Annotated in this window: 21 protein-coding genes; 11 read left to right on the top strand and 10 right to left on the bottom strand. The window is 66.7% G+C overall.

Annotation, left to right across the window (positions count from 1 at the left end; genetic code table 11):
- Positions 1-16: 16 nt before the first annotated feature.
- The 5 genes from ACSQ3Q_RS00980 to ACSQ3Q_RS00960 all read left to right on the top strand — a co-directional run bounded on the left by ACSQ3Q_RS00980 (position 17) and on the right by ACSQ3Q_RS00960 (position 4,228).
- The gene (locus ACSQ3Q_RS00980) at positions 17-976 is read left to right on the top strand and encodes a LysR family transcriptional regulator (RefSeq protein ID WP_436132576.1); all 960 of its coding nucleotides are present in this window, start codon (positions 17-19) and stop codon (positions 974-976) included.
- Positions 977-1,181: 205 nt separating this feature from the next.
- Positions 1,182-2,027, top strand: a complete 846-nt coding sequence (locus ACSQ3Q_RS00975) for a metallophosphoesterase (protein WP_436132575.1) — start codon at positions 1,182-1,184, stop codon at positions 2,025-2,027.
- A 112-nt stretch (positions 2,028-2,139) separates the two neighbouring features.
- Positions 2,140-2,562 carry a universal stress protein gene (locus ACSQ3Q_RS00970; protein WP_436132574.1) on the top strand — a complete coding sequence of 141 codons (423 nt, stop codon included), beginning with the start codon at positions 2,140-2,142 and terminating at the stop codon, positions 2,560-2,562.
- 177 nt (positions 2,563-2,739) lie between these two features.
- Complete coding sequence (locus ACSQ3Q_RS00965; RefSeq protein WP_436132573.1) at positions 2,740-3,195, top strand: fasciclin domain-containing protein; 456 nt, start codon at positions 2,740-2,742, stop codon at positions 3,193-3,195.
- A gap of 82 nt (positions 3,196-3,277) precedes the next feature.
- Entirely contained in the window at positions 3,278-4,228 is a 951-nt protein-coding gene (locus ACSQ3Q_RS00960; RefSeq protein ID WP_436132572.1) for a fasciclin domain-containing protein, read from the top strand.
- 101 nt (positions 4,229-4,329) lie between these two features.
- On the opposite strand, the gene ACSQ3Q_RS00955 is transcribed toward ACSQ3Q_RS00960, so the two are convergent.
- Together ACSQ3Q_RS00955 and ACSQ3Q_RS00950 are read right to left on the bottom strand one after the other, a co-directional pair.
- On the bottom strand, positions 4,330-4,908 hold the full coding sequence (locus ACSQ3Q_RS00955; protein WP_436132571.1) for a TetR/AcrR family transcriptional regulator: 579 nt from the start codon (positions 4,906-4,908) through the stop codon (positions 4,330-4,332).
- A gap of 156 nt (positions 4,909-5,064) precedes the next feature.
- Positions 5,065-5,985, bottom strand: a complete 921-nt coding sequence (locus ACSQ3Q_RS00950) for a LysR family transcriptional regulator ArgP (protein ID WP_436132570.1) — start codon at positions 5,983-5,985, stop codon at positions 5,065-5,067.
- 127 nt (positions 5,986-6,112) lie between these two features.
- Between ACSQ3Q_RS00950 and ACSQ3Q_RS00945 the strand changes: the two genes are divergently transcribed.
- On the top strand, positions 6,113-7,450 hold the full coding sequence (locus ACSQ3Q_RS00945; RefSeq protein ID WP_436132569.1) for a D-amino acid dehydrogenase: 1,338 nt from the start codon (positions 6,113-6,115) through the stop codon (positions 7,448-7,450).
- 20 nt (positions 7,451-7,470) lie between these two features.
- Here ACSQ3Q_RS00945 and ACSQ3Q_RS00940 read toward each other — a convergent pair whose 3' ends face one another.
- Positions 7,471-8,055, bottom strand: a complete 585-nt coding sequence (locus ACSQ3Q_RS00940) for a hypothetical protein (protein ID WP_436132568.1) — start codon at positions 8,053-8,055, stop codon at positions 7,471-7,473.
- A 180-nt stretch (positions 8,056-8,235) separates the two neighbouring features.
- Between ACSQ3Q_RS00940 and ACSQ3Q_RS00935 the strand changes: the two genes are divergently transcribed.
- Genes ACSQ3Q_RS00935 through ACSQ3Q_RS00925 form a run of 3 tightly spaced genes read left to right on the top strand, consistent with a single transcriptional unit; the run spans position 8,236 to position 9,831 of the window.
- The gene (locus ACSQ3Q_RS00935; protein ID WP_436132567.1) at positions 8,236-8,895 is read left to right on the top strand and encodes a TetR/AcrR family transcriptional regulator; all 660 of its coding nucleotides are present in this window, start codon (positions 8,236-8,238) and stop codon (positions 8,893-8,895) included.
- On the top strand, positions 8,892-9,458 hold the full coding sequence (locus tag ACSQ3Q_RS00930; protein WP_436132566.1) for an NAD(P)H-dependent oxidoreductase: 567 nt from the start codon (positions 8,892-8,894) through the stop codon (positions 9,456-9,458). The genes ACSQ3Q_RS00935 and ACSQ3Q_RS00930 overlap by 4 nt, the downstream gene beginning before the upstream one ends.
- Positions 9,459-9,495: 37 nt before the next feature.
- Complete coding sequence (locus tag ACSQ3Q_RS00925) at positions 9,496-9,831, top strand: hypothetical protein (protein WP_436132565.1); 336 nt, start codon at positions 9,496-9,498, stop codon at positions 9,829-9,831.
- A gap of 162 nt (positions 9,832-9,993) precedes the next feature.
- Here ACSQ3Q_RS00925 and ACSQ3Q_RS00920 read toward each other — a convergent pair whose 3' ends face one another.
- Entirely contained in the window at positions 9,994-10,782 is a 789-nt protein-coding gene (locus ACSQ3Q_RS00920) for a YdcF family protein (protein WP_436132564.1), read from the bottom strand.
- 45 nt (positions 10,783-10,827) lie between these two features.
- Entirely contained in the window at positions 10,828-11,616 is a 789-nt protein-coding gene (locus tag ACSQ3Q_RS00915; protein WP_436132563.1) for an alpha/beta fold hydrolase, read from the bottom strand.
- Between the two features lie 89 nt (positions 11,617-11,705).
- On the opposite strand from ACSQ3Q_RS00915, the gene ACSQ3Q_RS00910 reads away from it, so the two are divergent.
- Both ACSQ3Q_RS00910 and ACSQ3Q_RS00905 read left to right on the top strand, forming a co-directional pair.
- Complete coding sequence (locus ACSQ3Q_RS00910; protein ID WP_436132562.1) at positions 11,706-12,227, top strand: flavin reductase family protein; 522 nt, start codon at positions 11,706-11,708, stop codon at positions 12,225-12,227.
- 60 nt (positions 12,228-12,287) lie between these two features.
- On the top strand, positions 12,288-12,866 hold the full coding sequence (locus tag ACSQ3Q_RS00905; RefSeq protein WP_436132561.1) for an MOSC domain-containing protein: 579 nt from the start codon (positions 12,288-12,290) through the stop codon (positions 12,864-12,866).
- Between the two features lie 113 nt (positions 12,867-12,979).
- Here the strand turns inward: ACSQ3Q_RS00905 and ACSQ3Q_RS00900 are convergent, their stop codons facing one another.
- The 5 genes from ACSQ3Q_RS00900 to ACSQ3Q_RS00880 form a co-directional block, all read right to left on the bottom strand.
- Complete coding sequence (locus ACSQ3Q_RS00900; protein WP_436132560.1) at positions 12,980-13,372, bottom strand: VOC family protein; 393 nt, start codon at positions 13,370-13,372, stop codon at positions 12,980-12,982.
- Positions 13,373-13,540: 168 nt separating this feature from the next.
- Positions 13,541-13,807: a cell division topological specificity factor MinE gene (gene minE, locus ACSQ3Q_RS00895; RefSeq protein WP_015011987.1), complete on the bottom strand. Its 267-nt coding sequence runs from the start codon at positions 13,805-13,807 to the stop codon at positions 13,541-13,543.
- A 3-nt stretch (positions 13,808-13,810) separates the two neighbouring features.
- The gene (gene minD / locus ACSQ3Q_RS00890) at positions 13,811-14,629 is read right to left on the bottom strand and encodes a septum site-determining protein MinD (RefSeq protein WP_436132559.1); all 819 of its coding nucleotides are present in this window, start codon (positions 14,627-14,629) and stop codon (positions 13,811-13,813) included.
- Between the two features lie 97 nt (positions 14,630-14,726).
- Positions 14,727-15,479 (bottom strand): septum site-determining protein MinC, encoded by a 753-nt coding sequence (gene minC / locus ACSQ3Q_RS00885; RefSeq protein WP_436132558.1) that lies wholly within the window; start codon positions 15,477-15,479, stop codon positions 14,727-14,729.
- Between the two features lie 320 nt (positions 15,480-15,799).
- On the bottom strand, positions 15,800-16,135 hold the full coding sequence (locus ACSQ3Q_RS00880) for a proteophosphoglycan ppg4 (RefSeq protein ID WP_436132557.1): 336 nt from the start codon (positions 16,133-16,135) through the stop codon (positions 15,800-15,802).
- Between the last annotated feature and the right edge of the window lie 134 nt (positions 16,136-16,269).

Raw genomic sequence — 16,269 nt, 5'->3', positions numbered from 1 at the left:
TCGGTGATGATTTGCCATGGCGCCCGTCAATTTCCGCTCCCTCGATCTCAACCTGCTGCGCGTGTTCGACGAGGTGATGGCCGAACGCAGCCTGACGCGTGCGGCCCACAAGCTCTCGATCACCCAACCGGCGGTAAGCAATGCTATGCGCCGCCTGCGCGAGGTGGTGGGCGATGATTTGCTGGTGCGCAGCGGGCAAGGCGTGGAGCCCACCGCCCGTGCGCTCGCCCTGTGGCCACCGGTGCGAGAGGCGCTGGCCCACCTGCAGGAGTCGCTGTCCCCGGGGCAGTTCGACCCCGCCACAGCCGAATCCACGTTTGTGCTGGCCATGGCCGACGCCACGGCCGCCACGCTGGTGCCGGCTCTGGTGGAGATCATCGAACGCGAGGCGCCGGGCATTGCGATCCGCGTGTTGCCGCTGACCACGCGTGATCCGCGGCGCCTGCTGGACGAAGAAGCCGCGGACATGGCCGTGGGCTACTTTCCCGCCGTGCTGGCCGACCTCACGGCCCGGGCCCAATCGGGCGATGCGGTGTCCTTTGAGAGCCGGCGCCTGTACGACGGCGAGTACGTCTGCGTGATGCGCCAGGGTCACCCGCTGGCCCTGGCGCCTCTGACGCTGGATGCCTACTGCGCGGCGAGGCACATGCTGGTGAGCTTTTCCGGACGCCCTTTCGGCTTCATCGACGAGGCGCTGGCGTCGCTGGGGCGCAAGCGCAAGGTGGTGATCACCGTCAACCAGTTCTTCACGGCGGGGCGGGTGGTGTCCGGGTCGGACCTGCTCAGCGTGCTGCCGCGCCACTTTGTACCGGTCACGGGCATTGCAGACGCCTTGGTGCAACGCGCTTTGCCGCTCGACGTGCCGCCCGTGCACGTGGACGCCCTGTGGCGCCGCCGCGGGCCCCAGCAGACGGCCATGACCTGGCTGCTCCAGGCGTTGGCCCGGTCGGCGCGCCGCACCTTCCCGGAGGCTTAAGAGCCTGTTGACGATCTCCCAGGGGTCGCGCAGCGGTCTTTGCGGGATGGGATGCTAGGCGCGGTGTGCAGCCAACAGCTCGGCTATTGGCAAGCGCCGCAACGCCGCAGCCCGCACGCAAAGGCCACTGCCCGAAGGGTTGAGCGCGATCCCCTGTGAGATCGTCAACGGGCCCTTGGGTGCGAGGCCGTAGACTGCGCGCTGCATGAAGATTCAATTGCTCTCCGATCTGCACCTGGAAGCCCACCCCCACTTCAAACCAGAACCCGCGCCCGGCGCCGACGTGCTGGTCCTCGCTGGCGACGTGGGTTCGTACCAAACCGGCTCCCGGCTCACCGACGACGACTTTGGCCTTGCCCGGTTTTCACCCCTGCCACAGTACGCCGGCTGGCCCACCCCGGTGCTTTTTGTGCCCGGCAACCATGAGTACGACGCACAGGACTTCGACGAGGCCCACCAGCGGTTGCGCCACACCTGCAAGCGTTTGGGCATCCAGTGGCTGGAACGCGAAACACTGCAACTCGGCGGGGTCCGTTTTATCGGAGCCACGTTGTGGAGCGACTTCGATGCGCTCGCTGACCATGAGGGTGCCACCGACCTCACTCGCCGCCTGAAGCTGCGCGACAAGGCGTTTCGGGCCGCCAATTTTTATCTGCGCAAGACCGGTGGCACGCGCCACGGCGAACCTTTTTTGGCAGAGCCCATGCGCGAAGAGGCGCTGGTCAGCCAGGCATGGCTCACCGCCGCGCTCGCCGCCCCATTCGATGGGCCCACGGTGGTGGTCACACACTTCGCCCCCAGCCTGCGCAGCGCGGATCCACGCTACGGCCTCGTGCCCGGCACGGCCGGTTTCTGCAACGGGCTGGACGCGCTGCTGCCCCATGCGCAGCTGTGGCTGCACGGCCACCTGCACGCGCCCAGCGACTACACCGCCGAGGGCGTGCATGCCGACGGCAGGCCATGGCGTTGCCGGGTGGTGGCCAACCCGCTGGGCTATGCCCGCAAGGGCGAGCAGGCTACCTTCCAGCCGCGCTGCTGCCTCACCGTATGATGACCGCGCGGGGCACCACTGCGCCGCACGTGCAGGATGAAAACACCTGATCCAGGTCAAGACAACAAAAGCCCGCGCACGGTAGTCTGACCATCCCTTCCAGGAGAAAAACATGAACATCCTTCTTGCTGTCGACGGCAGCACGTTCACCAAAAAGATGCTGGCCTACCTGGCTACGCATGACGAGCTTCTGGGCGGCTCTCACCAGTACACCGTCCTCACCGTGCAGGCGCCGCTGCCCGCCCGTGCGCGCTCGGCGCTGGGCAAAGAGGTGGTCGACAGCTACTACGCCGAAGAGGCCGAGAAGGTTCTCAACCCCGTGTGCAAATTCCTCGCGCGCCACAGCGTGGACGCCAAACGCATCGTCAAGGTCGGCTCGGTGGGGGAGAACATCGCCAAGGTGGCTGACGCGGGCAAATTCGACCTGCTGGTGATGGGCTCGCACGGCCACGGCGCGCTGGCCACGCTGGTGATGGGTTCGGTCACTACCCACGTGCTGGCGCACTCCAGGTTGCCGGTGCTGCTGGTGCGCTAAACCGCTCACCCCCTTCCGATACAGGCCCTGCCTTCACGCAGGGCCATTTTTTTGCCCCGATAAAACCCATTGGTTATTGTGTGACTATTCGGTTTACATCAGTACCGTTCAGTTATACATTCCGGCCACGCCCATCTTGGCGTACCCATTTCCCTCGAAATACTGAAGGAGCGCCCCATGAAGAAGACATTGATCGGACTGGCCCTCACGGCAGGAGCCACGTTTGGTGCCTTGGCCCAGGACATCGTTGACACGGCGGTGAAGGCCGGCAATTTCAAGACCCTTGTGGCAGCGGTGCAGGCCGCAGGGCTGGTGGACACCCTCAAGGGCCCGGGCCCGTTCACGGTGTTTGCGCCGACGGACGAAGCCTTCGCCAAGATTCCCAAGGCGACGCTTGATGGCTTGCTGGCCGACAAGGCTGCGCTGACCAAGGTGCTGACCTACCACGTGGTCCCCGGCAAGGTGATGGCCAAGGACGTGAAGCCCGGCATGGTCAAGACGGTCCAGGGACAGGAGCTCACGGTGACCACCGGTTTCGGCGTCATGGTCGACAAGTCCAAGGTGGTGGCCGCGGACGTGGCCGCCAGCAACGGCGTGATCCACGCAATCGACACCGTGCTGATGCCCAAGTGAGCGGCCGGCGCGCAGCATCCCGCCACACATCCACCCACCCTCCCCACCCAATCCCTACCCACAAGGAACGAGGAGCCGTCCTATGAACCACTCGCTTGTATTGAACCGCCGCACCGTGCTTTTGACCGCCGCCCTGGCCGGCAGCGCCACCCTGTTGCAGGCCTGCGGCGGCAGTGACAACGACGCGCCCGAGCGCAATATCGTCGAAGTCGCGCAGGCCAATCCGGACCTGAGCATCCTGGTTGAGGCCGTCGTCGCAGCCGGCTTGGCACCCACACTCAGCACCGGAACACTCACCGTGTTCGCCCCGACCAATGCAGCCTTTGCGGCGTTGCTGACAGAACTGGGCGTGACCAAGGAAGCCCTGCTGGCCGACAAGCCTTTGTTGACCGCAGTGCTGACGTATCACGTGCTGGGCAGCAAGGTACTGCGTGCCGACGTACCGCTGGGCAAGGCGGTCACGCCGGTCTCGGGCGGCTTTTTCAAGATCGAGTCGGCGGCTGGCAGCCTGAAGATTACCGACGGCCGCAACCGGACCAGCACCCTCACCGCCACCGACATCCCGGCAAGCAATGGCGTGGTGCATCTGGTCGACCGGGTCCTGCTGCCGGCCAACAAGGACATCGTGGCCACGGCATCGGCCTTGCCCGACTTCAGCATCCTCGTGGAGGCAGTGGCTGCCGCGGGCCTGGTCACCACCCTGCAGGGGGCCGGCCCCTTCACCGTGTTTGCGCCGACCAACGCCGCGTTTGCAAGCCTTCTGGCCGAGCTGGGGGTGACCAAGGAAGCGTTGCTCGCCAACAAGGCCTTGCTCACCTCGGTGCTCACGTACCACGTCGTGCCCGGCCGCGTGCTCAAGGCCGAAGTCCCGGTCAACACCGCCATCACGACGGTGCAAGGCCAGACGTTCACCATCAACTCCAGCCTGGTGATCACGGACCAGAACATGCGGCAAAGCGGCATCGCGGCGACCGACGTTTTCACCAGCAACGGCGTGATCCACGCGCTGGACAAGGTGCTGCTGCCCAAATAAGCGGTAGCGATTCAGGCAGCCCATGCAAAAAGCCCGGCATGCCGGGCTTTTTTTCGTGAGTCTCTCCATCGCCTCGTGGGCGACGGACGCTGCAAGAAAGACTACGAGCGCGCTGCCAGCCCGTCAAAACAGGTGCGCACGACCAGCTTGACGATTTCCTCGTCCGAGTACTGCCCGCTCTCCTTGAGGAAGCTGACCACCGGGTCGCAGGCCCGTGCAAACAGGGTGTACAGAACCACCACTGGCGGCAGGCCGGGGTTGATCAGGCCCTGGGACTGGGCCAGGGTGATCCACTCGCCAATCTGATCGCTCACAGTAACCAGGCCGTTCAGGTAATCCTTGTTGGCCATCAGCACCGCACGCAGGGTGGAATTGCGGCTGGGCAGCAGGGGCATCTCATTAGTCAAAAGCCGCTCGAGCGACCAGCGCACCAGGGCCTGCAGCTTGTCGATAGGTGGCATTTCGGCCGGCAGGCTTTCGAGGTAGGCCTGCACCCGCCCGAGGATTTGCACCATTGCGGCACTGCACAGCTCTTCCTTGCTGCAAAAGTGCTTGTAGAGACTGGCCTTGGCAATACCGACGGCGTTGGCCACGTCGTCCATGGTCATGGCGTCGAACGCCTTCTCGCCGAGCAGTTGGCACGTGGAGCGCAGGATGGCGTCCTCACGTGCTTGGTGCATCTGCTCTTTAAAGGAGGGTTTGGTGGGCTGCGCTTGCATAGGCTCTATTTTATACATTCCAGTAGAAAAATAAATGCCTAAGTTGCAATGCAACTTGATCGTTCACGTTTTACCCAGCGGGAATCGTGCCCCACACGCTCCGGTTCCTTGTGCAACCTAGGCGGCAGGCGGCTCCAGCGTGCTGGCCGCGGTGGTGGTGAGCGCGGCCGTCAAGGCGTCCAGCACGGCGGATTCCAGGTTCCAGCAGTGCCAATACAGCTGGATCGGCAAAGAACGGCCGGGTGCCAGGTCCACCATGCTGCCGTCGGCAATTGGGCCGCGGGCCAGCAACTGGGGCACCACCCCCACGGCCCAGCCGGCTGCCACGGCACGCATCTGTGCCTCGGTGCCGGGCACGAACAGGTGGTTGAGCGCCACGCGCTTGAGGCCAAAAGCCCGGGCCACGAACTCGGCGGCCATGTCGTCCTTGCGGTTGAACGCCAGGAACGGCACGTCGCGAAAGTTGTGCGGCGTGAGCCCGTGGGGCAGGTGCTGCTCTGCGTAACTGGCCGACGCCACCGCCACATAGTGCATGGCGCCCAGTGGCACCATCTTGCAGCCCCGCAAAGCTTGCTTGAGCGTGGTCACGCAGCCCAGCACCTGGCCCGAGCGCAGCCACTCCTGCGTGAAATCCTGGTCGTCCACGATGATTTCGAGCGGCAGGCGCTGGCGCACCAGCTCGTGCAGCGCCCCCATGGCCCAGGTGGCAATGCTGTCGGCGTTGATGGCCATGGAGATCCGCTCGTCCTCGCGCGTGCCGCCCGGTGCACTGGGTGCCAAGTCATGCAGGTCGCGCTCCAGGTCGGCCCGCAGCAGCCGCAGCTGCTTGGTGTGCTTGAGCAGCAATTGCCCCGCCGACGTGGGCCGCAGCGGGCGGCTGCGCACGATGAGCACCGAGCCCACCTGCGCCTCCAGCGCGCGCAGGCGCTGCGACACGGCGGACTGGGTCACGTTGAGGCGCTGGGCCGCGCGTTCGAAGCCGCCCTCTTCAACAATGGCGGCAAGGCATTCCAGGGCGGCGGGGTCGTAGGAGCTCATGGCAAAGGTTTTGACGAAGGGCGCAGGTGGGGCCATGCGGGGGCCCGCTGCATTAGACAGACTGATGCACTTGGATTGAGTTTAATTTTGCTTTTGATGGAATGCAATGTGGATGACACTGCCGTCCATGAAAACCATCGTTTTGGGCGCCGGCATCATCGGCATCAGCACGGCATGGCACCTGCTGGAGCGGGGCCACGAAGTTATCGTGGTCGACCGCCAGCCCGATGCGGCGCTGGAAACCAGCTTTGCCAACGCGGCACAGATCTCGGTGAGCTACTGCGAACCCTGGGCCAACCGTGAAGCCCCGCTCAAGGCGCTCAAGTGGATGTTCGACAAAGAGGCACCGCTGCTGTTTCGCCCGCAGATGGACTGGCAGCAATGGCGCTGGGGCCTGCAGTTCCTGGCGCAGTGCAACGATGCGGCCTTTGAGCGCAACGTGCAGCAGATCGTGGCGCTGGGTGCCTACAGCCACGCCGCCCTCAAGGACCTCGTGGCGACCACCGGCATCGAATACAACCGGCTCGAACGCGGCATCGCCCACTTCTACACCGACCAGAAATCGTTTGACGCCGCGGGCCATGCGGTCGAGCTCATGCGCAAGCACGGCGTGCAGCGCCGCGTGGTGAGCCGCGAAGAGCTGCTGCAGATCGAGCCTGCGTTCAAGGCCTACGGCGACAAGATCACCGGCGGCACCTACACCAGCACCGACGAAAGCGGCGATGCGCGCGTGTTCACGCAAGAGCTTGCGCGGCGCTGCGTGGCACGGGGCGCGCAGTTCCTGTACGGCCACGACGTGCTGCGGCTGAACAAAATTGGCAATGCTATTGATTCAGTAGCAGTCATGCCACGCCAATCAAGCGCTGGAGGCAAAAAAGACTTCATTTTGAAGGCCGACGCCATCGTGGTGGCCTGCGGCTCGTACAGCGCGCCCCTGCTGCGCACCGTGGGTGTGGACCTGCCGATCTACCCCGGCAAGGGCTACAGCGCGACGTTCCCCTTGCTGCGGCCGGAGGGCGCGCCGATGGTCTCCACCATCGACGACGGCAAGAAGATCGCCATGAGCCGGCTGGGCAACCACCTGCGTGTGGCCGGCACCATCGAGCTGGGCGGCTATGACCTGTCGCTCGACAGCACGCTGGCCCGGGCGCGCTGCCACATGCTCTCGCGCCGCATCGAGACCATCCTGCCCGGCGTGTGCGACACCCGCACGCCCGAAGAAGGCGGCGACCCGCAGTACTGGACGGGCCTGCGCCCGGCCACGCCCACCAACATCCCTTTCATCGGCCAGACCCGCGTGGGGAAGCTGTGGGTGAACGCAGGCCACGGCACGCTCGGCTGGACGCACGGTGCGGGCTCGGGCAAGGCGCTGGCCGAACTCATCAGCGGCACGGTGCCCGCCATTGACTTCGGCTTCTGCGGCGCAGAACGCGGCACGCGGCAGATGACGGCCAAGGTGGCCTGACGCCGGCTCTCCTTCGCTCTTCAACCCCGGCCCGCCAGCGCGGCCAGGGGTGCAAGGTAGCGGCCCGGGATCTCCAACGCATGGAAGCCGCCCGCCAGCAAAGCGACCAGGCAGGCGCCCCACAGCACCCCGGCCACCATGGCCACCACCAGGGCCTTGGTCCGCACCGCGGGCTGCAGGTTCCAGTGCAGCGCACAGCCTGCATGGGTCCAAAACGCCAGCACTGCGAGGAAGTAGTACGGGCCAAAGAACCACGGCCAGGGCGGTACCTGCATGCCCGCCGCCGCAAAGTGCAGATTGGTGTCCAACCCCTGCGCGCGGCCTTGCAGCACTGCGCCCACGTGGATCGCCAGGAACAGCGCCAGATAGCCCCCCGACAGCGCCTGCAACCAGGCCACGGCACCCCGGCGCCGGCCGCGTCCCCGCCACAGCAGCACCAGGCCACTGCCCGCCTGGAAGAGCACGCAGCCCAGCAGCAGCGCCTCCACCACCGGCTGCCGGTAGACCAGGCGCAAGGCCTCCAGCACCGACTGGTGCGCCGCCGTCCCCGCCACGCCCGCCAGATGCCCCAGCAGGTGCGCCACCACAAACAGCGCCAGCGCCATGGCACTGGTACGGTGCAGCGCCCGCAGTGCCAGGCGCCGGCAGGCCTGCAGCGCCCGTCGTGGCTTTCAAGGCAAGGGGGCGGCTTTCTTCGGGCACTTTGGGGGTCTCCTGGGGTTGATGGCGGCAGGATAATCACCGGCGGCCTTGCCGCCTACTCGCCTTGCGCTCACGTTTTGCCCATGCCGCCTGCCCCACCCGCCCCCCGCCGTACGCCCCGACAAGAGCGCTCTCAGTTCACTGTGGACGCGATCTTTGGGGCCGTCGCGCGCATCGTGGAAACAGAGGGCGAAGCGGGCCTCACCACCAACCGCATCGCCGAGACGGCGGGGGTGTCGGTGGGATCGCTCTACCAGTACTTCCCCAGCAAGGAGGCAATCCTCGCGGCCATGCTCGACCAGCATTGCGACCGCGTGATGCTGGAGCTGGACGCATTGCTGGCCCAGGCCCGTGCCGAAGGCTGGACGCCCGAGCAGCAGGTGCGCCGCTATGCGCGGCACTACCTCCAGGCTTTTGGCGCCGGGCCGCCGGCAGGGCGCGCTTTGGCACGCCTGTCCTGGCAGCTCGACTACCGCACCTCCATGTTGGTATCGGTGCGTGGCACCAGCGAACGCCTGGCCTTGCACCTGCAGCGCATGGCCGAGGACCACCACCTGCCCGCGCCCACACCCGCCCAGTTGTTTGTGCTCACCCGCGCCTTCATGGGTGCGGTGCGGGCGGCGTCGCTGGAACAGTCCCCGCTGCTGGACAGCCCCGAATTCGAGCAGGCACTGGTGGCGCTGTGCCTTGCATACCTGGCACCCGGCATGGGTCTGCAGGGCACCGCTACCATCGCGCCATGACCACGCCCGCCGCACCGCACTACCTCTTTCTCACCACCTCCACCCGCGAACCCGGCCACATCGGCAACACCGAGTGGCTCGCACGCCAGGCGGCTGCCGCGCTGCCCGCCGGCACCGCGCAAACCTGGCACCACCTGGCACGCATGGACCTGCCGGCCTTTGTGGACCAGCGCCATACCTCGGGCACCTATGCGCCGGCCGAGGGCGACATGAAGACGCTGCTGGACGCCACGCTCGTGGCCACGCACATCGTTTTTGTCGCGCCGGTCTACTGGTACAGCATCCCTTCGCCGCTCAAGACCTACCTGGACCACTGGAGCGCGTGGATGCGCGTGCCCGGCCTGGCCTTCAAGGAGCCGATGGGCGCCAAGACACTGGCGCTCATCACGACCAGCGGCGACCGCGCCAAGGCCCAGCCGATGATCGATTCGGTGGAGCTGTGCGCGCGTTTTCTGTCGATGACCTGGGGCGGCGCGCTCTGGGGCAAGGGCGGCCCACCGGCCGCGGTGCAAGCAGACACACAGGCTGTGGACGCCGCAGCGACTTTTTTGGCACGGGCCTGACACCGGCCACCGGCGCCTCCGACCGTACACAGTCGCTGTGACCGCCCGTACGCTGCTGCTGTTGCCACCGCCTGGAACGGGCCTCCAATCAGCGGCACAGCGTGTATTCGATGCCCTGGGCGCGCACAGACCGCGCTTCATCGAGCGGCATGGCGCCAACCAGAGCTACGACTTCTATTGGCAGGCGCATTGCGGTGCCGCCCTGGGGCGGGCCGCCTGCCGCGTGCGCGGCGATTTGTGGGAGCCGCAGGAACCGCAGAACAGCATCCATATCGAGCTGGAAGCCCATGCTGGTGCAGCGCTGGCGCTCGCAGGGTTGCAAGAGGAGCTGCTGGCTCGGGGCTGGAGCTTGCCGCCCACACCAATCGGCTAGGGATGGCCTGCATAACCCTCGCGAGGCGGTGAGAGTGCGGATCGGGATGGGCTACAAGGCGTCTTTTTGCAGCCAATAGCCCGGCTATTGGCAAGAAAAGCAACGCAGTAGACCGCCCGACGCCGCGCTATCACAGACCGCAGGGAGTTATGCAGGCTATCCCTAGCGCGAACCGACCACCCGGCGGACCCACGCGCCGCCCCGCTGGGCCAGGATGCCCAGCCATTCGTGCAACGCCAGGCTGCTGTCTGCCAGCGCCGATGCACGCGGCAACACGCGCTGCAGGCGGTGGGGTGACAGGGAGTTGAAGCCCATGGGCGCGGGCAGCACCTCCAGCCCCTGGCGCCGGAACAGGTCGGCCGAGCGCACCATGTGCCAGCTGTGCGTCACCAGCGCCACGCGCTCGATGCCCGCGGCCTTGAGCAGGGGTGCAGAGTTTTCGGCGTTGCCCGCTGTGTCAAGCGAATGCACCTCGGTCCAGCGCACGCGGCCGCGCAGCTCACGCTCCACCACCTCTTTCATGACCAGCGACTCGGCCCGGCTGCCACCGAACGAGCCACCCGTGGCCAGGATGGGGAGCCCCGTCTGGCGCTGCAGCGCGACGGCGTAGCGCACCCGCTCGCGTGCTCCACGGCTCAGCACGTCCTGGCCGTTGTCGGGCGCCGTGGCGTCGGCGCCGCCCCCCAGCACCACGATAGCCTGCGCGCGCGCAAGCTCCGCCGGGGTGATGGCCGGGTGCCGCTCCAGGCTGCGCACCAGCGCGTTCGACACGGGGGGCCAGGACAGCGCCAGTACCGACAACAGGGACAACACGGCGATCAGCAGGCCGGTGCGGCGGTGGCGCCGCGCGATCCACAGCCCCACAAAAGCCAGGAGGATGCTGAGCACGGGCGGCATCAGCAGCGCGGACAGGATTTTCTTGAGAACAAACCACATAGAGGGCGCGATCATGCCTGCTGGCAGCCGGCGCAGTGGCCCGCTGCGCCTTCCGCAATATCAGTGCAGCACGCGCGAGCGCGCCAGAAAATCCAGCAGCGCGCCGTCAAAGCCCTCGGGGTCTTCCAGCTGCGGCCAGTGGCCCACGTGGGGCAGCTGCAGGTGCTCGGCGTCCGGCAGCACATGGGCCAGGGCCTGCAGGGCCTCGGGCGGTGTGCAGCGGTCGTTGGCGCCGCCGATGAGCAGGGTGGGAATGTGCAGCTGCCGCAATTCTGCGGCGCCGCGGCCGAACGTGGACAGGGCCTCCAGCGCCCGCCGGTAGGCCCCGGGGAACACCTGCGACAGCGCGTGTGTGGCCAGGCGCACGCCCTCGGGCAGCGCCCCCGTGCCGATGAACTGGGGCACCAGGGTTTGCGCCAGCTGCTCCATGTCCCCGCCTGCCTCCAAGTCCTTCAAAGCTTGCAGCCGCGGTGCCACCCATTCGGCGCTGGCCCGCGCGTCCAGAGCAGGGCCACCGGCGCACAGCACCAGGCGCCGCACCAGCGCCGGCCGGCGCACACTCACCTCGAGCGCCACCATGGCGCCCATACCATGCCCCACCAGCACCACGGGCCCGCACTGCAACGCATCGGTCAGCGCCAGGCAGCTTTCTGCCAGGCCCTTGAAGGTGTAGGGCTCGATCGGGGCGCTGTGGCCATAGCCGGGCATGTCCCAGGCCACGGCGCGGTAGCCGGCGCTGGCCAGCATTTCGACCTGGGGCGCGAAGGTGAGGTGGTCGCCATCGGCGTCGTGCAGCAAAAGCACGGTGGGGCCGGAGCCCAGGGTGGAAAAGGTAGGGAGGAGGGCCATGGGAGGATCGGTAACCCCGCGACAACGCGGTGGCGGGCAGCACTCCATAATAGTTCCATCCCCCCGCCCCGCCGCCTGGCCCGCTTTCCGTGACCCGCCCTTCGCCCCGCACTCCCCTTGCCCGCCCGCCCAGCTTCTCCACACGCGAGTTCCGCGATGCGCTGGGCATGTTTGCCACGGGCGTGACCATCGTCACCGCGCGCAACGCCCAGGGCGAGCTGATCGGGCTCACGGCCAGCTCGTTCAACTCGGTCTCGCTGGACCCGCCGCTCGTGCTCTGGAGCCTGTCGCGCGCCGCGGCCTCCATGCCCGCATTTGCCAACGGTTCGCACTACGCCATCAACGTGCTGGCGGCCGACCAAAAGGCGCTGGCCGAACGTTTTGCCGCACGCGGTGTGGACCGCTGGAGCGGCGTGGAACACAGCCCGGGCATCAGCGATGCGCCCGTGCTGGCTGGCGCTGCCGCCACGTTCGAATGCTTCAACCGCAGCCGCTATGAAGAAGGCGACCATGTGATTTTTGTGGGCGAGGTCGAGCGCTGCAGCCACCGCGCGGGCGTGCCGCCCTTGCTGTACCACGGCGGACGCTTCTACACCGAGCACCCGCTGTAGCGGCCCACCAGACGCTGCAGCGCCCGCTGTCCAAGCGATCCTGCGCCCACCTGGCCTTCCATGCACATCCAGAGCATCAACATCGGTACCGCCCAGCGCCTGCGCGTGGGCGAGCGCTCCATCCTCACCGGCATCGGCAAAGCGCCCGTGCCGCACACCACCGTGGCCGTGGGGCCGCTGGGCCTGCAGGGGGACGAGCAGGTGGACCTGTCCATCCACGGTGGGCTGCAAAAGGCCGTGTACGCCTACCCTGCGGCGCACTACGCGTACTGGCGAGCGCAGCGCCGCGAGCAGGGCGTGAGTCTTTTCGACGAGATGCTGCCCCCAGGCTTCGTGGGCGAAAACCTCACCGTGGACGGCCCGCTGGAACACGAGGTGTTTGTGGGCGACGAGTGGCATTTCCCCGACTGCGTGCTGCGCGTCACGGCCCCGCGCGAGCCCTGCTACAAGTTCAACGCCGTGATGGGGTATGCCCAGGCCGGGCGTGCGATGGCGCTTACGGGCCGCTGCGGCTACTACCTGGCGGTACAGGAGCCCGGCACGCTGAGCCAGGGCCAGACCGCCACGCTGGTGCCCGGGCGGCGCAGCCTCAGCATTGCGCAGGCGCTGGCCGGCAAGTGGGCCAAACACGCGCGCTGATGCCGGCAGGGGCGCGGTGCGGGGGCACTAGGCACTGCGCCCTCTCACCAGCGGGGCGGCTTTCAGCGTGGCATCCGAACGCTTAGGAAGGCGCTCCGCCGTCTCAGCCCTGGTCAGACCGGGTCATGGCAACACACGCACAGCTTGTTGCCCTCCGGGTCCCGAAAGTACGCGCCGTAGTAGTGGGCGTGGTAGTGCGGCCGCAAGCCCGGCGGCCCGTCGCAAGTGCCGCCGTGGCGCAGCGCCAGGGCGTGCACTGCGTCCACCGTCGCCCGGTCGGCGGCCAGCAGCGCGTTCATGGCGCCGTTGCCGGGCTGGGCGGCCTGTTCGTCAAACGGTCGGCCGATGAGAAACAGCGGCCGCGCCACACCGGGCGTCTGCCAGCCGGCCCAGGGCCCTTCAGGCTCGGCAAAGCGCAGCGCCAGGCCCAGGCGCTCCAGCACCAGGCTGTAGAACGCCATGGCGCGCTCGAAATCGTTCACGCCGATGAACACATGGGACAGCATGCGTTGGGACCTTTCCGACATTGATAGCCTTGCGCGCAATCCATGCAACCGGCGCGGCCAACGCCAGCGCCCCCGCGCAAAGGCCGCCCGCCGCGCTGGGGGCGTCCCCCTCCCTACTTGCGCAGCAAGTCGAGAGAGGGGGAAGGCGCGAAGCGACTCAGGAGGTGCTTACCTGACCGTATCGGGCAACTCGATCTTGACTTCGAGCACTTCCAGGTTGTCCTGGCGCTCCAGGTGCACCTTGAGGTCGTCGGGGTTGATCTTCACATACTTGGAGATCACGGCCACGAGTTCGCGCTGCAGCGCGGGCAGGTAGTCGGGCTCCGACGCGTTGCGGCCGTTGCGTTCGTGCGCCAGGATGATCTGCAGGCGCTCCTTGGCGACGCTGGCCGTCTTTTTCTTTTCGCCAAGCAGGAAGGAAAGGAAAGAAGCCATGGCTTATTTGCTCCCGAACAGGCGTTTGAAGAAGCTGGGCTTTTCTGCTTCGATGAAGCGCAGCGGCTTGTCGGTGGCACCCAGAAAACGGTCGATCACGTCCTTGTACGCCTCGGACACATCGGTGCCCTGCGCATGGATGGCGGGCGTGCCCTGGTTGGACGACTGCAGCACCGTTTCGGATTCGGGGATCACGCCGATCAGCTTGATGCGCAGGATGTCCTGGATGTCCTCCAGGCTCAGCATCTGGCCATCTTCCACGCGGCTGGGGTTGTAGCGGGTGATGAGCAGGTGCTCCTTGATCGGCTCGCCGCCATCGATGGCGCGTTTGGTCTTGCTGCCCAGCATGCCCAGGATGCGGTCCGAATCGCGCACGGACGACACCTCGGGGTTGGTCACGAGCAGCGCCTCGTCGGCAAAGTGCATCGCCATGAGCGCACCGCTCTCGATGCCGGCGGGCGAGTCGCAGACGATGTACTCGAAGTCCATCGCGGCCAGGTCTTTCAGCACCTTTTCAACGCCGTCTTGCGAGAGCGCATCCTTGTCGCGCGTCTGGCTGGCGGCCAGCACAAACAGGTTGTCGCACTGCTTGTCCTTGATGAGCGCCTGGTTCAGGTTCGCCTCGCCGTGGATCACGTTGATCAGGTCGTACACCACGCGGCGTTCGCAGCCCATGATGAGGTCCAGGTTGCGCAGGCCGACGTCAAAGTCGATCACAGCGGTCTTGTGGCCGCGCAGTGCGAGGCCGGTGGCAAAACTGGCGCTGGTGGTGGTCTTGCCTACCCCACCCTTGCCGGAGGTCACGACGACGATTTTGGCCATGTTGTGCAAAGTCCTTGCGTTGGTCCAAATGGACGATGAATGAATGAATTGAAAAGAAACGAATTCGGTGGGCAGATCGGCCGGGGGTTCATGCCGATCAGAGCGGCTCGATGATCAGTTTTTCGCCGTCCAGCCGCACCTGCGCCGGCTTGCCCCGCACGTTGTCGGGAAGCTCGGTTTCGGTGGTGCGGTAGATGCCTGCAATCGACACCAGTTGGGGCTCCAGGCAGGTGCTGAACACCCGCGCCTCGGTGTTGCCGCGTGCACCGGCGATCGCCCGGCCGCGCAGCGGGGCATAGACGTGGATGTTGCCGTCGGCGATTACCTCGGCACCAAAACTCACCACGGCCATCACCACCAGGTCGGCGCCGCGCGCGTACACCTGCTGGCCCGAGCGCAGGGGCTTGTCCACCACCATGGTGCCGGGGCCGGCGATAGGCACCTCCACCTCGCGCACCACTTCCACCTCGCGAATCACTTCACGCACCTCAGGTGCCGCGCTCTCCGCGCGCACCGGCGCCGCATCGGGTGCGGCCGCCAGGCCTGCTGCGCGTGCGGCGTCCATCTGCGCGGGGCTGCCGCCACGCACGGCCACGGGCAGCGTGCTGTGGCTGCGCAGCTCGGCCGTGATGGCCGCGAAATCGATGGGTGCCTCGGCGTCCTTCACGGCCGCCAGGTCGATCAGAACCGGGTCATTGTCAAAAAAGCCTGGTGCATCGGCCACGCGCTCGGCCAGATCCGCCGCGAACTGCGCGGCATCGGTGGTCTTGAGCAACACAGCCACCACCGGCAGCGAGGCGCTCTTGAGATCAAAGCTGGTGCGGGCCTGAGCCGCCGTCGTAAGGGCCATGGATGGGGATGTGGAAAGGGGCGCGGGAACCGGATTCAGAAGGCGCAAAGTGTACCGTGGGGCTGCGCCGGGCCCTGCAGGCAGGTTGTATCGGCGCGTGCCAATGCTGCGGCGCGGCCGTATTTGGGCGCTGAGTGAACGACAGCGATGCCGCCTGCTGCCGGCCGCCCGCCCGCGCAGCCGGCGCGTCCCATTGGCGGTAGGGCGGACAGAAAGTCGCTATCCAGCGGGGGCGGTAGGTCGGAGCCAATGACGTAGTCCCTGCACACGACAAAAAAGCCGGGCAAGCCCGGCTTTTTGTCGTGGCCGAAGGCCGCCGCTTAGTTGCGGTCAGCACGCGCAGGACGGCTGGTGGTACCGCCACTGCCCGACATGCTGCTGTTCGAATTGCCCGAACCCATGGTGGCGCTGGAGCCCGACGAAGAACCGGCGCTCGAGCCCGCGGCATTGCCCGTGCCGGTAGTGGCACTGCCGGTGTTGCCGCCCTGGGTGCCCGTGGTACCCATGGGCGTGTTTTGCGAGCTTTGCTGGCCCGCACCGGTGGCCGCGTTGGGGCTCGCTGTGGTGGGTGGCGTGCCCTGGGCAATGGCGGTGCCAACAACGGCGACGGTGGCCAAGCCTGCGAGCAATTTCTTCAGTGGGTTCGATGCAGTCATTGGGAGACTCCTTGATGTAGATGGAAATGAAATCGCCAGCAACATCGCCAGCTGCACTCAGACTAGGGCTTCGTTAAGGCCGCGCCGTCATCTGCAGACCGCAAGCCGTGTCGGACAAGCGGCCTGTCAGCGGC

The sequence above is a fragment of the Acidovorax sp. LjRoot129 genome (assembly GCF_964253765.1).
Taxonomy (GTDB): Bacteria; Pseudomonadota; Gammaproteobacteria; order Burkholderiales; family Burkholderiaceae_C; genus Acidovorax.
This window is presented reverse-complemented; position numbering and strand designations above follow the sequence as displayed.

Coding starts and splice junctions, on each gene's coding strand:
- ACSQ3Q_RS00980 (WP_436132576.1), top strand. CDS start 17: ATGGCGCCCGTCAATTTCCGCTCCCTCGATCTCAACCTGCTGCGCGTG.
- ACSQ3Q_RS00975 (WP_436132575.1), top strand. CDS start 1,182: ATGAAGATTCAATTGCTCTCCGATCTGCACCTGGAAGCCCACCCCCAC.
- ACSQ3Q_RS00970 (WP_436132574.1), top strand. CDS start 2,140: ATGAACATCCTTCTTGCTGTCGACGGCAGCACGTTCACCAAAAAGATG.
- ACSQ3Q_RS00965 (WP_436132573.1), top strand. CDS start 2,740: ATGAAGAAGACATTGATCGGACTGGCCCTCACGGCAGGAGCCACGTTT.
- ACSQ3Q_RS00960 (WP_436132572.1), top strand. CDS start 3,278: ATGAACCACTCGCTTGTATTGAACCGCCGCACCGTGCTTTTGACCGCC.
- ACSQ3Q_RS00955 (WP_436132571.1), bottom strand. CDS start 4,908: ATGCACCAAGCACGTGAGGACGCCATCCTGCGCTCCACGTGCCAACTG.
- ACSQ3Q_RS00950 (WP_436132570.1), bottom strand. CDS start 5,985: ATGAGCTCCTACGACCCCGCCGCCCTGGAATGCCTTGCCGCCATTGTT.
- ACSQ3Q_RS00945 (WP_436132569.1), top strand. CDS start 6,113: ATGAAAACCATCGTTTTGGGCGCCGGCATCATCGGCATCAGCACGGCA.
- ACSQ3Q_RS00940 (WP_436132568.1), bottom strand. CDS start 8,055: ATGGCGCTGGCGCTGTTTGTGGTGGCGCACCTGCTGGGGCATCTGGCG.
- ACSQ3Q_RS00935 (WP_436132567.1), top strand. CDS start 8,236: ATGCCGCCTGCCCCACCCGCCCCCCGCCGTACGCCCCGACAAGAGCGC.
- ACSQ3Q_RS00930 (WP_436132566.1), top strand. CDS start 8,892: ATGACCACGCCCGCCGCACCGCACTACCTCTTTCTCACCACCTCCACC.
- ACSQ3Q_RS00920 (WP_436132564.1), bottom strand. CDS start 10,782: ATGATCGCGCCCTCTATGTGGTTTGTTCTCAAGAAAATCCTGTCCGCG.
- ACSQ3Q_RS00915 (WP_436132563.1), bottom strand. CDS start 11,616: ATGGCCCTCCTCCCTACCTTTTCCACCCTGGGCTCCGGCCCCACCGTG.
- ACSQ3Q_RS00905 (WP_436132561.1), top strand. CDS start 12,288: ATGCACATCCAGAGCATCAACATCGGTACCGCCCAGCGCCTGCGCGTG.
- ACSQ3Q_RS00900 (WP_436132560.1), bottom strand. CDS start 13,372: ATGCTGTCCCATGTGTTCATCGGCGTGAACGATTTCGAGCGCGCCATG.
- minE (WP_015011987.1), bottom strand. CDS start 13,807: ATGGCTTCTTTCCTTTCCTTCCTGCTTGGCGAAAAGAAAAAGACGGCC.
- minD (WP_436132559.1), bottom strand. CDS start 14,629: ATGGCCAAAATCGTCGTCGTGACCTCCGGCAAGGGTGGGGTAGGCAAG.
- minC (WP_436132558.1), bottom strand. CDS start 15,479: ATGGCCCTTACGACGGCGGCTCAGGCCCGCACCAGCTTTGATCTCAAG.
- ACSQ3Q_RS00880 (WP_436132557.1), bottom strand. CDS start 16,135: ATGACTGCATCGAACCCACTGAAGAAATTGCTCGCAGGCTTGGCCACC.